Genomic DNA, 12750 nt, shown 5'->3' on the forward strand with positions numbered 1-12750 from the left:
TTTCGTGGTATAATTGAGGCTAATTTGATGAAGGAGTATTCAGCATGCATTTTAAACCACGCAACTGGCCGGGAATCGTGACCGCGCTAGTGATTCTCTTGATTGCCGGGGGACTGCTAATCAGTTTCACCCGTAATAATTCCGTCACCGCCACCGTTCGTAATCTTAATCTACGTGACGGTCCCGGCCTGACCTACAAAGTCACCCACAAGGTTAAGCCCAACAGTCGCCTAACCATTCTCAGTGAAAAAAACAACTGGTACCACGTCCGCGACAGTCAGAATCACTTCGGCTGGGTAGCGAGTTGGTTGGTCGACCATCCGGGAAGCCTCAAAAAGGTTACCAGTCTGTCGGAAGCCACCATTGTCTTGGACCCTGGTCACGGCGGTAGTGATTCCGGCGCCCTGTCGATTGACCAAAAACACGATGAAAAGACCTACACACTCGCCATGGCCAAACAAGTGGCCAAGCAACTGCGGGCCCGGGGGACTCACGTGATTATGACCCGGGACAGCGATAAGTCCGTCAGTCTAGCGGACCGGCCCGCCTTAGCCAATACGAATCAGGCCAGCGCCTTTATCAGCTTTCATTTTGACTCCTCACCCACGAATAACCTGGCGTCTGGCACGACGACCTACTACTATCACCGGGGAACTTCCTACAAGTTGGCAGAAGCGATCAACGGTGAAATGAACGGTCTGGGCCTTACCAATCGGGGCATTAAGTATGGAAACTTTGAAGTCATTCGGGACAATAGTCGCCCCTCCCTGCTCTTGGAAATGGGGTACATTAATACCAAGAAAGACTTCAAATCCATCAGCAGTCCCCGGTATCAGAAACAGGTGGCCACACGGGTCGTGAAGGGCTTGAGTGCCTACTTCAGTTCACAATCCTAATCTATAGAAAGAAGATCTTGACATGCAACTCACATCGGCATGGTTACAACAGTTACCCTTGCCACAGATTACGGCGGCTCAACCCGTCTCTGGTGGTGATATCAATGAGGCGTTTCGACTAGAAACCGCTGAGGGTCCCTATTTTCTGCTAGTTCAACCTGGCCAACCGGCCAGCTTTTACGCCCACGAAGTCGCCGGTTTAAAGGCCCTCGGCCAGGCGGTCAACGTTCCCGAGGTCATCGCAACCGGTGAAATTGAACACGATGCCTATCTAATCCTAGAGTTTCTAGAAATTGGCGACGGCAGTCAGTATGAATTGGGTCAAGCCGTTGCCCGCGTCCATCGTGTCACGACTAAGCAGTTTGGTTTCGATCAGAGTAACCTGGTTGCCAAGCTACCCAAGGATAATTCGTGGCAAAACGACTGGACGACCTTTTATCTGAAGCAACGACTCGATCCGCTGGTGGCCCGGGCGCAAACGCACGGGCTGTGGAATGCTTCACGGCAAAGTGCCTATGATCGCGTTCGACAAGCCATTGTCCATGAGAATCAGGGACGCCCGATTCAGCCTTCTTTGTTGCATGGCGATCTTTGGGCCGGTAACTACCTATTCACAGCCGATGGCGTGCCCACGCTCATCGATCCGGATGTTTTGTATGGCGACCGGGAATTCGACCTGGCCATGACAACGATTTTTGGCGGCTTCACTGCGGAATTCTATCGTGGCTATCAGGACGCCTATCCGCTAACGACCGGCTACACCGAACGTCTACCTCATTATCAGCTCTACTACCTGCTCGCCCACCTCAACCTATTCGGCGAGACCTATGGCGAAGCGGTTGACCAAACGTTGGCGCGCGGATAACCCAGTCATTCGACCTAATGCCATCAAAAATAGCCAGCATTCTTAACGGAGTGCTGGCTATTTTTGATTACGATGCTTTCAACATACAAAAAGCCAATTCATCACAAAATGCATCCTACAATATCATAAAACTGAGTGCTTTCAATTAGCCTGTTAATACCAAACACGTTAAACTAAAAACACCCCAACGTACACTTTTAAATTACCATTTTACCGCTAAATGCTTGTAACTAACATAAAGCAATTTAACAGCCCGTTGGAAGCCTATTTTACCTGTCTCGCCAATTGCAAAACGCGGATCTCAGTTTGACTTTCATCGGCAATCAGCTTTCATTAGCGAATCTTCCTGGTTCGTTCAATTGTCGACGCTTAATCCTTAGGCACCATTAAGTGACTAATCAGTTGACCTAACTGTGCTTGTGATAGATCTCGTTGGTGACGTTGAAACGCGTAACTATCGCTCTTTAACATCGCAATCAACATATCCACCTGAAAAGTCAACTCGACCTCATTCAACGACTGATTGACTGGCTTAAGCACACGTTTAAATAACTGTACGAGTTGGTGATAAAGCTCGCTTCGATAATAAGTGTCCATGACCGTTGGCCCCGTTTCCACAAAGGCCAACAGTTGTAAGCGTCGTTCACGAAAAAGAATATATTGGGTTAAGACGTGGTTAAATTGTGCAACGGGTGTTGCCGTAGTTTGCCTTAAATAATCTTGACAGCTACTTAAAAACTGGTCAATATACTTCAGTGATAACGCCGAACACAACTCGTTTTTATTTGAATAATGCCGATAGAGTGTCCCCGGACCAATCTCGGCTGCGGTGGCAATATCTTTCATGCTGACCTCGGCGACAGTCCGAGCCTGAAATAATTTAGCGGCCGTTGTTAAAATTTTATCGCGGTTCTGCTGCGCATCTTTTCGCATACGTGTCCCCCCATTTATTCGTTATCGTTAGTCTACGCTAAACGTGCTCGCTTGACAAACGGAGTCGACTCCGTTTATAGTAAAACTATCCTAATTTTTGAAAGCAGGTTGCTTCATGCTTATTTTAGCTTATGGCTTAATCATCGGTAGTTTTGTGAGTCTGATTGGTGGTGGCGGAGCAGCCTTATACCTAGGGGTCCTGACGAGTCAGCTAGGACTGGCCCCTGCTATTGCTGTTTCCACCTCTCTATCGGTGGCCTTACCGGCATTGTTTTTTGGCTTCTTGACCCAAATGCGGATTAAAAATGTCAACTTTCACGTTGGCAACCGAATGATTATCGCGGCAACTCCAGGCATCGTGGTTGGGACAATCAGTGCCGCCTATATTCCCCAGCACCTGTATAATTGGTTGGTTGGTGTCATTTTTATCGTCATGGGTCTGTTAGTTCTCAGTAAAACTTGGCACAGCACTTCATCTCCCGTGGCGAGCAATCATCAAGTGTGGCTGGCCCGTGGCTTTGGCTTACTGAGTGGCCTGATGGTTGGTATTGGTGGCTTAAGTGGTGGTGCAACCACCGCGGCTGGCTTAGCGATTCTCGGCTTAACCGTCGTCTCAGCTGCCGGAACAGCGACTTACGTTCTAACCGCAATGTCCGCAATTAGTTTAATTGGCCATCTATTTACCAGCACATTTGCATGGCAAGCGGGCTGGCTACTCATGCTAGGCGCCATTATCGGGGCTGTCATTACACCATTAGTCATCCGTCGATTGGATTTAAACCGGGTCAATCGCGTCTTAACGCCCTTTTTAGGTTTACTCATCATTTACTTTGGCGTTAAAATGTTTATTTAACTCGAGTCACTTACGTATGGACGTAAAAAGTCGTGCACCTGCTCCTCGCTGAAGGGCCGGTTCACACGACTTTTTCATGTCCTTTTAGACAATATTACACAGCAAACAACCAGTCTTGCAACTCCGCGAAATGAATGACGCGGATCTCCGGTTGGCTCTCATCAACAATGAGATGCTCGGGATCAAACAAGGCTCCGGCCATGCCTGCCCGGTGACCGGCCGCCACATCCAGATTCCGATCACCAATCATGATTGCGGTCTGCTTGTCCACACCATATTGTTCGCAAAGCGCCAATAAACTGGTGGGATCTGGCTTGCGCGGATAAGCATCATCCTTGGTCACGTAACCACTGAAGAACTGATTTAAGTTGAGTGCTGTCAAGCGATCCAATGCGCGATGATCACGATGGGTTAGGAGAAAGTTCCGCCCGCCGGCAGCGGTTATTGTGGCCAAAAGGTCAGCTACTCCGGCAAAGGCCGTTGCCTCATTGAGTAACGGTGCGGCAAGTTGTTCATAGATCTTAGTCAAGCGATTGCGGTCAACCCGAAACTCCGCCGTAAACCGTTGGTAAGCCCGTCCCAGACTGTGTTGGCGCATGGTTCGGTAGATGTCTTCCTCATCAATCTCAAAGTCGTTGACGCCACAAGCCACCAGCGCCTCCCCAAACGCCTGAACCATCCCCGGATAAGTATTGACCAAGGTGCCATCGAAATCCCAAAAAAACTGCTGATAACGCATGATTTTCCTCCTAAAAGCGCGTCCGGGACAAAACCACCCAGACCCTTTGTGTCTCCGAACTTACATTGCCGAAACGTGGGCCAAAAGGTAACTGATTCCGCTTAAAACAGATAACCAGCTAATCGCCTTCTGTTCCACTCTCGTCATTTTTTACTTGTGATCCGTGTCGAACCAAATTGTCACCGGACCATCATTCACTAACGCAACTTGCATGTCGGCACCAAAGACCCCGGTTGCCACCGGAATACCGGTCGCGGCGAGTTTGGTATTCAATTCATCATACAATTGCTTCGCGTGTTGGGGTTCGCCAGCAGCGGTAAAACTCGGGCGGTTGCCCTTTTTGGTACTTGCATATAAAGTGAACTGTGAGACGGATAGGATACTACCGTCGACGTCACTAAGGCTTAAATTCATCTTACCGGCGGCATCTTCGAACACCCGTAATTTACTAATTTTATGAACTAAATAGTCAACCTCTTCACTGGTGTCACTGTCTTGGGCCCCCGCCAACAGACAGAACCCCTGTTGAATGGCACCATGAACCTCACCGTCAATGGTGACGGACGCCTCGCTAACTTTTTGCAATAGGACTCGCATGATTTAACCCGCCTTTCTTAATTTTAGCGTGAAAAAAGGGCGCTGAATCGCCCTCTTCTCATACATCTGAATTAATGGAACGCCCGTTTAACCACGTAGACGTCCGGAATATTTTTAATACTATCAATGATTCGTTGCAGTTCAAATTGATTTCTGGTGCCCAGACTGACCGAAATAATCGCCATCCGGTTGTGATCGACCTTACCGTTAATCGACGTCAGGAACTTCGTGTTGTTGTTAATCGTCCGCAACACGTCGTTTAACATGCCGTTACGGTTGTAGCCCTGAACCTCGATATCGGCATTGTAGTTGGTCTTGTCGCCCGCCATGTTGCCCCAGCGAACCGCCACGATCCGTTCGCCATTTTCCTCGGCGTGCTTGACGTTGGGACAGTCCTTCCGGTGAACGGAGACGCCCCGACCCTTGGTAATGTACCCGACAATATCGTCGCCAGGAACCGGTGAACAACAGTGACTCAACCGAATCAACAGGTTGTCCACGCCTTCGATGACCACGCCATCGGATTCCTTGCCCTTGTTCCGATCCTTGCGATCATCCGGATCGTTCTTGATGGTCTGATGTTCCTCCAGCAGTTCACGTTCCTCTTGGCGCTGTCGTTCATTTTCCTCGGCTTGCCGCACACCTTCCGTGAGTCGGTTGGCCACGCCACGGGGCTGGATGTCGCCAAACCCGATTGCAGCCAACAGATCATCGGCTTGCTGATAGTGCATCTTGGCAGTAACCTTCTCTAGGTTCTCCTTGTTCATCAAGGACTTGGGCTCATAGCCCAGTTCGCGAATCGTGCGTTCCACGGCATCCTGACCAGCCACAATGTTTTGTTTACGGTCGGTCTGCCGGAAGAATTGCTTGATCTTATTCCGTGCCCGCCGTGTGGAGACCAGCTTCAACCAATCCCGACTTGGGCCGGCCGAACTGGAAGACGTGCGAATATCCACGATGTCGCCATTCTTGATCTCGTAGTTCAACGGCACAATCTTGCCGTTGATGGTGGCGCCGGTGGTGTGATGGCCGACCTCCGTGTGAATGGCGTAGGCCATATCCAGCGGCCCGGCACCCTTGGGCAATTCGAGCACGTCACCCTTTGGTGTAAAGGCATAGACGTGATCACCAAAGAGTTCCCCCTTGACGCTATCCATAAAGTCGGAGGCATCGTCGGTATCTTCCTGCAATTCAATAATGTGTTTGAAAATGTTGAGCTTATCGCCACTATTGGTCTCTTGGACCTTGTCCTTGACACCTTCCTTATAAGCCCAGTGGGCCGCAACCCCGTACTCAGCGACGGCGTGCATTTCCTTGGTCCGAATCTGGACTTCCAAAGGCCGACCCTCGGGCCCAATCACCGTGGTATGCAGGGATTGGTACATGTTGGCCTTAGGCATGGCAATGTAATCTTTAAACCGGCCGGGCATCGGCTTCCACTGGGAGTGAATGGCGCCCAAAACGGCGTAACAATCCTTAATGGTATCGACAATCACCCGAATAGCCAGCAGGTCATAGATTTGGCTAAATTGTTTGTGCTGATCCTTCATCTTCCGGTAGACCGAGTAGATGTGCTTCGGTCGGCCATAGATTTCCGAATCCAAGTGTAAGTCCTTAATGGAGGCCTGAATAACCTTAATGGCACCAGCAATATACTGTTCTCGCTGGTCACGCCGAGAATTCATCAGGTGAACGATCCGGTAGTACTGTTGTGGATTCAGGTAACGCAGGGAAATATCCTCAAGTTCCCACTTGATCGTACTAATCCCCAAGCGGTCGGCCAGTGGTGCGTAAATTTCCAACGTTTCATTGGCAATCCGGCGTTGCTTGTCGGGGCGCAGGTGCTGAAGCGTCCGCATATTGTGCAGGCGGTCGGCCAGCTTGACAATCATGACCCGAATATCCTTGGACATGGCCAACAACAGTTTACGGTGATTTTCCGCCAACTGTTCTCGGTTAGATTTGTACTTAATCTTCCCCAGCTTCGTGACACCATCCACAATCAGGGCCACGTCATCGCCGAAAAGCTCCCGCACATCACTCAAAGACACCCCCGTATCCTCCACAATATCGTGCAGGAAACCCGCGGAGACGGTCTCTGGGTCCATATTGAGATCCGCTAAGATGCCGGCCACTTGGATGGGGTGCATGATGTAGGGCTCACCAGATTGGCGATGTTGATCCTTGTGGGCAACCGTTGCGAAATGACAGGCTTTAACCACCATTTCAACGTGTTGCGCATTCATATATTTACCGACTCTGGCAATTACTTCTTCAGCCGTCCAGACACGTTCTTTGGTCATATTGGACGCCACCACCCTTAGTTATAAATTATGATTCGACAATCTTTTTTGTTTGCGTTAACCCGTAGCTGAGATACGACAAGCACAGGTAAACCACCGCAAAGTAAATCGTATATTGCGGCAAGAACAGGTAAGCCCCGATTAGATAGACCACTGGCCAAATCAACAGCCACCAGCCCGGTTGACTCCGGCGATAAATCATTCGCCCCAAACCAATCGCTAAACATCCATTAACTAGGGCTAGCAGTCCGCCAAAGCGCAGAACCGGATCAATCCCGATCCATGCCACCAACGCGGGAACCGCAATACCCATGATTACACTAATGATCCAATACCGCCAACCAATTCTCTCAAAAAAGGCCATGACCTGTTCACCCAACTCTCTTATAATTGGAACCATTTTAGCATGTTTTCACGCAGATTTCATCAAATCATCTCGGTTGTTGGAGCTCCAAAACCACTGACAGGGCCGAAAGAAAGTAGAGTGGCGCCGTTTCCGTCCGTAAAATGCGCGGCCCCAAACCGACCAAAGTTGTTTGTGTGTCCTGCGCGGCAGCCACTTCGGCGGGACTAATTCCACCTTCCGGACCGAAGATCGTCAGCACCCGTTGGCCAACGGTTAAGGCCTGTAGCTGCTGATTTAAGGCACTTCGTTCACCCTGCTTGGCCGACTCCTCATAGGCCATTAAGCGCACGTCCACGGGCTCCTGCAGGACTTCAGCAAGGTTGCGCGCATAGCTGACGACTGGTCGCCGTAACCGATGGGATTGTTCGGCGGCCCCATCCGCAATCTTGGCGAGACGTTTGAGCTTCTTTTCGACTTTATTTCCCTGCCATTTGGCCACGGACCAGTCACCACCGAAGAAAATAATCCGGTCAACGCCCAGCTCGGTCGCCTTTTGAGTGATCCACTCCGCTTTTTCCTGCTTGGGTAGACCACAAGCAATGATGGCCTGCACGGGTAGTTCGACCTTGGGCGTGGGCACGGCGGTCAGCGTCACGATGGCTTGTTCAGCCACAATCTGGGTCAACTCGCCGTGAAATAAATGCGCCGTGTCATCGACGAACTCCGCAGTTGCGCCAATTTCCGCACGCAGGACCGTCACCCAGTGATGGTAGATGACCGGAGATAAGGTGACCTGATCCCCGTCATGCTGGGTTGCTTCTAAGAAATACCGTTGCATCCCTATTCATCCTCCGTTGGTTTGTGCGCAATCACGCCGCGCCAGTCCTTCATTTGCAAGATGTTATCGATGATAAAGCCCTGTTTCTTCTGGGCCGCAACGACTTCATCCAACTTGTCGGCGATAATGCCAGACGTCAAGAAGTACCCACCGGTGGTCAGGTTTTCCCAGGCTTGGGGCACCAGTGGCAGGATGATTTCGGCCAAAATGTTGGCCACAATCAGATTGACTGGTCGATGGATGCCCTTCAAGAGGTCGTTGGGCTTAGCCACCACGTCTTTAGCGACGGGATTCAGGTCCAAGTTGGCCTTGGCGGAGCGCACGGCGACCTCATCGAGATCGAAGGCCGTGATGTCCTTGACGCCCATGTATTTCGCCGCAATGCTCAGCACACCGGAACCCGTTCCCACGTCGTACATGGACTCGCCACCCCGCACAACCATTTCTAGAGCGGTCATCGAAAGCCGCGTCGTCGGGTGAGTCCCGGTCCCAAAGGCCATCCCCGGATCAAGCCGAATGACGTTTTCGCCGTCCTGAACGGGTTGGTAATTTTCCCAGCTCGGCGTCACCGTTAAATAGCGGGTAACCCGGACCGGATGGTAGTACTTCTGCCAAGCCGTTGCCCAACTCTCATCGTCCACGGCCTTGGTTGTCACGGTACCAGGCTGCGGGTCGAGACCGAATTGACTGAGTTCGTTGACTCGCTGCTTGATGGTCGGTAAGATCTCCGGCACAAAGACGGTCTCAGGATAATACGCGGTGATCAGCGCCCCCGTCGTCCGGTGTGGAATCGTCTTCAAGTCCACGATTTCACCAAACTTCCCAGCCTTTAGATTGGCGTAATCTGCGGCATCGTCAATCTTGACGCCACTGGCACCGACCTCTTGTAAAATGTTGCTGACCGCCTCAACGGCCTCATTGGTGGTTAAGACACTCACTTCGGTCCATTCCATAACACGATTCCTCCTTATTATTTATGTAAAAAAGAGCTGGAGACAACAACCTTGTCACCAGCTCACCGCTAAACATTTAAAAAATTAACGAAGACGGCCGCCTAGACCTTCTCGGTTTTGGACGGATGGTCGGCGTTTTTTTGCTTTCGCTGGGCAAGACGTGTTTCCAGATAATCCAACATGTCCGCCTCATTTTGGAATACGCGGGGATGCTTCTGTTTGTGCAGGCGCAAATCAATCTCGTTAATTCGCTGACGCCCGGTCCACGTATGCCCATAACGAATGATTACCCGGTTATTGAGCGAATCTTTTCCGAATTTAAAGACGTAGACGCTCTCCGGCGCCATCAACGGCCGAATATAGGACTTTTCATATCGATAGTTGTTCTGCCGCAAAAACTCCTTGGTTCGACTCAGCATGGTAATCACCTCCTAATTCATGACAATCTACTCGGTTCTCAAACATTTTAAGGCCACTTCGGTTGTCTAACGCGCTTTAAAATGTATCAATAATTGATAATAGTTGATTTTATGCCAGATTGCAAGCAAAACGTTCAAGCGTCGTAACATTTATGGCACTTGATTTCAACCTAGCTACAGCACCTTTGTAAACACTTTCATTATACTATGGTTTGGGTGTTTTTAAAACCTTTAATCCGACAGAATGCCCACATTAAGGCATTCTTTAAAATACGGCCTTCCCGGCTCAGCGTTTCGGTTGCAATTTATAAATAAATCGTTAAGAATAGAAGCTAAGACAAAGCGGCAGTTGCCGTGAGGGAGGACATCTATCGTGCTAAAAGAGTTCAAGGAATTTATCGCCCGCGGCAACGTCATGGATCTAGCCGTTGGGGTCATTGTTGGGGCGGCATTCACCGCTATCGTCAATTCGCTGGTGGAGAATCTGATTAATCCACTGTTAGGCATTTTTATTGGCAACATTGATTTTTCCAACTTGGTCTTTACCGTGGGTCAGGCCCACTTCCGGTATGGCGCATTTATTAACGCCATCATTAATTTCTTAATCATCGCCTTTGTGGTCTTCTTACTGGTTAAGTTCTTGAATAAGTTGACGCCGAAGCCGACCGAGAAGGAAAGCGAATCGGAACCCAGCAACGAGGAGAAATATCTCCAAGAAATTGTGGACTTGTTAAAAAAAGACGCGAAGTAAGCCTAACGTAGACGCATTCGGACAAGGACTGTGAACAAAGCGCAGTCCTTTTTTCTGTCCGCTAATGAACGCGTACGTGATCAATCTCTAAAATTTGGTGAACCAGGGTAAATTTAACCAATTGCTAAACTTTACCTTGAAATCCCCCACACCGCCCCATAAAATAAATACCAGGATTACCGGCTAAAGCCGCAATCCCAGTACTCATTTTCAATAGATTAAAGGTTGAAAGTTCACGAACACGCGCCAGTACCCAGCTGGTAAGGCCTATCGCCATTAAATTAGTCATCAACGACCACCTGCGGCTGCAGTGGTTGAAATCGACTAAATGTGTGATGAGATCTCTGGAGTGGCAACGTTCTGCCAGTTTAATTGGATACATCTCATGTAGCCGTGAGTGAGTCAAATTTGGTCTCAGCCGTGGGATTTTTCAAGTGGTTTGCTTGAAAAATGGCGACTTTGAGACGTGAATTTCGGCTCAAAGCGAGGAAAAAGACCGGGCTTTGGCTTTTTCCGATCCTTCCCACCGCGATCCAGACCAAATTTGGCGAACGGCAAGGCGGCAAGTACGCGACTATCATATTATAATGGCTGTTATCCTTGTCACACCAGGATTCGTAGCTGTTTTCTATCTTTCAGCCTTTAGTCAACAGATTAAGGAGCGACAACGTATGATGATTTTTATTTGGCTACTGCTCTGCGCGGGTGGTGGTTACTGGGCATTCACCCATCACCGCAAGTGGTTGGTAGCCCTCAGTGCCGTGCTCTTCGTCTTCGGCGGCATCGGCGCACTGGGCGCCAGTCAACCGACCGTAAAGACCAAAACGATTAAGGTCGGGACACGGCGCTTGACCCAGGCGCAAAGCGAATCACGCCAACTCGCCGCGTCGGCTAGCCGACAAGATAAGGCCTTCGCCCTCGTCTCCAGTCAAGTCGATGAATCGGCATCGGTGAGTGAATCCAAGGCCGACAGTGCCAGTTCAGCCGTGGCCAGCACCAAAACCGCCGCGAAGTCCGAGTCCCGGGCGGCCGCTAAAGCTGCCTCCGAACAGGCAACGGCAGCCAGCCATCAGGCGACGCAGACCAGTCGCACCAGCCATAAGCAAGGTGACCTCGACACGAATAAGGCGCAAAAGATTGTGGGTAACCGCAATTCCAAGATTTACCACACCCCCGATCAGGCCGGCTACCACATGAACAGTAGTAATGCCGTTTATTTCCAGACGGAAGCCCAAGCCAAGGCGGCGGGCTATAGAAAGGCGCTGCGCTAATGAAAAAACTCATGACATTGACAGTCGGCCTACTCACGCTATTTAGCATCGGCTTGAGTGGCTGCGGTCAACAAAAATCAACCGCAAAGTCGGCAAGTTCCAGTACAAAGGTCGTTTACGACCACGGTCCCCAGAAAAAGGCCAGCAGCCTAGAACAAGCCAATTCCCGAGAAAAGGTCCGACTGGATCGACGACAGGCTAAATTAAACCGACAACAGGCAAGCCTTAAGGCAGCGGGAAAGGCCTCGTCCAAGACACCGGCCGAACACGCCACTACAACCCGTTCCTCCGGTGTTAATTTGGCCAACCTGACCTACAGTGGCCAACAGGAAATTACGGTTAACCAAAACAATCCAGACTTCAGTCGCGCCGAACTCTCCACCAAGCACGGTGCGTGGGCAACCTACGCGAATCTGGACGGTCTAAACCGGGTCACGGGGGCTTCGGCACTGCTCAATCAATCGCAAATGCCGTCCGCTCAACGGGAAGCCTTGACCGTGGATCCCACCGGTTGGCACAATAAGCGAACCCATCATGGCTGGTTGTACAACCGAAGCCATTTAATCGGTTACCAGTTCACCGGCCAGAATAACAATCCCAAGAACCTGATGACCGGGACGCGGACGCTGAACAACCCTAGCATGTTACATAACGAGATGGACGTGGCCACTTATTTGAAGGCCAGCAAGACCCACTACGTTCGTTATGCCGTAACGCCGGTTTTCAAGGGCAATGAATTAGTGGCGCGTGGGGTTCAGATGCGTGCGCAATCCGTGGGGTCCAATGCCGTTCGATTTAATGTTTATATCTTTAACATCGAACCCGGCTATACCATTGATTACGCCACCGGTTATAGTCACGCGAGTTAATGACTTCACCAACGCCGCTGATTAATTCGCGTGTCCGCTTACCTTTTTCAAATAAAATGCTATACTATTCGGGAGATACGACATCGTCAAAAACACAGTCGGCCATCAAAATGGCAA

15 protein-coding genes are annotated in these 12750 nt (G+C 50.3%); 6 read left to right on the top strand and 9 right to left on the bottom strand.

The features are described from left to right. The first annotated feature begins 44 nt into the window (after positions 1–44). Positions 45–896: an N-acetylmuramoyl-L-alanine amidase gene (locus HEQ50_RS01165; RefSeq protein ID WP_168898634.1), complete on the top strand. Its 852-nt coding sequence runs from the start codon at positions 45–47 to the stop codon at positions 894–896. A gap of 22 nt (positions 897–918) precedes the next feature. Then, entirely contained in the window at positions 919–1761 is an 843-nt protein-coding gene (locus HEQ50_RS01170) for a fructosamine kinase family protein (RefSeq protein ID WP_168898635.1), read from the top strand. 369 nt (positions 1762–2130) lie between these two features. Here the strand turns inward: HEQ50_RS01170 and HEQ50_RS01175 are convergent, their stop codons facing one another. After that, positions 2131–2694 carry a TetR/AcrR family transcriptional regulator gene (locus HEQ50_RS01175; protein WP_168898636.1) on the bottom strand — a complete coding sequence of 188 codons (564 nt, stop codon included), beginning with the start codon at positions 2692–2694 and terminating at the stop codon, positions 2131–2133. 115 nt (positions 2695–2809) lie between these two features. On the opposite strand from HEQ50_RS01175, the gene HEQ50_RS01180 reads away from it, so the two are divergent. Next, a complete protein-coding gene (locus HEQ50_RS01180) occupies positions 2810–3547 on the top strand; it encodes a sulfite exporter TauE/SafE family protein (protein WP_168898637.1) in 738 nt (245 codons plus the stop codon). Between the two features lie 94 nt (positions 3548–3641). Here the strand turns inward: HEQ50_RS01180 and HEQ50_RS01185 are convergent, their stop codons facing one another. From HEQ50_RS01185 to HEQ50_RS01215, 7 genes are all read right to left on the bottom strand, one after another. Beyond that, the gene (locus HEQ50_RS01185; RefSeq protein ID WP_168898638.1) at positions 3642–4286 is read right to left on the bottom strand and encodes an HAD-IA family hydrolase; all 645 of its coding nucleotides are present in this window, start codon (positions 4284–4286) and stop codon (positions 3642–3644) included. 150 nt (positions 4287–4436) lie between these two features. Continuing rightward, positions 4437–4883, bottom strand: a complete 447-nt coding sequence (gene dtd, locus HEQ50_RS01190) for a D-aminoacyl-tRNA deacylase (RefSeq protein ID WP_168898639.1) — start codon at positions 4881–4883, stop codon at positions 4437–4439. 71 nt (positions 4884–4954) lie between these two features. Next, on the bottom strand, positions 4955–7186 hold the full coding sequence (locus HEQ50_RS01195; protein WP_168898640.1) for a bifunctional (p)ppGpp synthetase/guanosine-3',5'-bis(diphosphate) 3'-pyrophosphohydrolase: 2232 nt from the start codon (positions 7184–7186) through the stop codon (positions 4955–4957). A 28-nt stretch (positions 7187–7214) separates the two neighbouring features. After that, complete coding sequence (locus tag HEQ50_RS01200; protein WP_168898641.1) at positions 7215–7550, bottom strand: hypothetical protein; 336 nt, start codon at positions 7548–7550, stop codon at positions 7215–7217. A 67-nt stretch (positions 7551–7617) separates the two neighbouring features. After that, entirely contained in the window at positions 7618–8370 is a 753-nt protein-coding gene (locus HEQ50_RS01205) for a 16S rRNA (uracil(1498)-N(3))-methyltransferase (RefSeq protein ID WP_168898642.1), read from the bottom strand. A gap of 2 nt (positions 8371–8372) precedes the next feature. Continuing rightward, entirely contained in the window at positions 8373–9323 is a 951-nt protein-coding gene (gene prmA, locus HEQ50_RS01210) for a 50S ribosomal protein L11 methyltransferase (RefSeq protein WP_168898643.1), read from the bottom strand. Positions 9324–9424: 101 nt separating this feature from the next. Beyond that, complete coding sequence (locus HEQ50_RS01215) at positions 9425–9742, bottom strand: hypothetical protein (RefSeq protein ID WP_020088552.1); 318 nt, start codon at positions 9740–9742, stop codon at positions 9425–9427. 373 nt (positions 9743–10115) lie between these two features. Between HEQ50_RS01215 and mscL the strand changes: the two genes are divergently transcribed. Further along, positions 10116–10493 carry a large-conductance mechanosensitive channel protein MscL gene (gene mscL / locus HEQ50_RS01220; protein WP_168898644.1) on the top strand — a complete coding sequence of 126 codons (378 nt, stop codon included), beginning with the start codon at positions 10116–10118 and terminating at the stop codon, positions 10491–10493. Positions 10494–10617: 124 nt separating this feature from the next. Here the strand turns inward: mscL and HEQ50_RS01225 are convergent, their stop codons facing one another. Next, the gene (locus HEQ50_RS01225; protein ID WP_168898645.1) at positions 10618–10782 is read right to left on the bottom strand and encodes a hypothetical protein; all 165 of its coding nucleotides are present in this window, start codon (positions 10780–10782) and stop codon (positions 10618–10620) included. Between the two features lie 382 nt (positions 10783–11164). On the opposite strand from HEQ50_RS01225, the gene HEQ50_RS01230 reads away from it, so the two are divergent. Both HEQ50_RS01230 and HEQ50_RS01235 read left to right on the top strand, forming a co-directional pair. Next, entirely contained in the window at positions 11165–11764 is a 600-nt protein-coding gene (locus tag HEQ50_RS01230) for an Ada metal-binding domain-containing protein (RefSeq protein ID WP_168898646.1), read from the top strand. Next, positions 11764–12633: a DNA/RNA non-specific endonuclease gene (locus HEQ50_RS01235; protein ID WP_168898647.1), complete on the top strand. Its 870-nt coding sequence runs from the start codon at positions 11764–11766 to the stop codon at positions 12631–12633. Before HEQ50_RS01230 ends, HEQ50_RS01235 begins: the two co-directional genes overlap by 1 nt. Positions 12634–12750: the final 117 nt, after the last annotated feature.

Origin of the sequence: Lactobacillus sp. HBUAS51381, from assembly GCF_012641095.1 — a bacterium.
GTDB lineage: Bacteria > Bacillota > Bacilli > Lactobacillales > Lactobacillaceae > Levilactobacillus.

Coding starts and splice junctions, on each gene's coding strand:
- HEQ50_RS01205 (WP_168898642.1), bottom strand. CDS start 8,370: ATGCAACGGTATTTCTTAGAAGCAACCCAGCATGACGGGGATCAGGTC.
- HEQ50_RS01215 (WP_020088552.1), bottom strand. CDS start 9,742: ATGCTGAGTCGAACCAAGGAGTTTTTGCGGCAGAACAACTATCGATAT.
- HEQ50_RS01230 (WP_168898646.1), top strand. CDS start 11,165: ATGATGATTTTTATTTGGCTACTGCTCTGCGCGGGTGGTGGTTACTGG.
- dtd (WP_168898639.1), bottom strand. CDS start 4,883: ATGCGAGTCCTATTGCAAAAAGTTAGCGAGGCGTCCGTCACCATTGAC.
- HEQ50_RS01175 (WP_168898636.1), bottom strand. CDS start 2,694: ATGCGAAAAGATGCGCAGCAGAACCGCGATAAAATTTTAACAACGGCC.
- HEQ50_RS01185 (WP_168898638.1), bottom strand. CDS start 4,286: ATGCGTTATCAGCAGTTTTTTTGGGATTTCGATGGCACCTTGGTCAAT.
- HEQ50_RS01200 (WP_168898641.1), bottom strand. CDS start 7,550: ATGGCCTTTTTTGAGAGAATTGGTTGGCGGTATTGGATCATTAGTGTA.
- HEQ50_RS01195 (WP_168898640.1), bottom strand. CDS start 7,186: ATGACCAAAGAACGTGTCTGGACGGCTGAAGAAGTAATTGCCAGAGTC.
- HEQ50_RS01165 (WP_168898634.1), top strand. CDS start 45: ATGCATTTTAAACCACGCAACTGGCCGGGAATCGTGACCGCGCTAGTG.
- HEQ50_RS01225 (WP_168898645.1), bottom strand. CDS start 10,782: ATGACTAATTTAATGGCGATAGGCCTTACCAGCTGGGTACTGGCGCGT.
- prmA (WP_168898643.1), bottom strand. CDS start 9,323: ATGGAATGGACCGAAGTGAGTGTCTTAACCACCAATGAGGCCGTTGAG.
- HEQ50_RS01235 (WP_168898647.1), top strand. CDS start 11,764: ATGAAAAAACTCATGACATTGACAGTCGGCCTACTCACGCTATTTAGC.
- HEQ50_RS01180 (WP_168898637.1), top strand. CDS start 2,810: ATGCTTATTTTAGCTTATGGCTTAATCATCGGTAGTTTTGTGAGTCTG.
- HEQ50_RS01170 (WP_168898635.1), top strand. CDS start 919: ATGCAACTCACATCGGCATGGTTACAACAGTTACCCTTGCCACAGATT.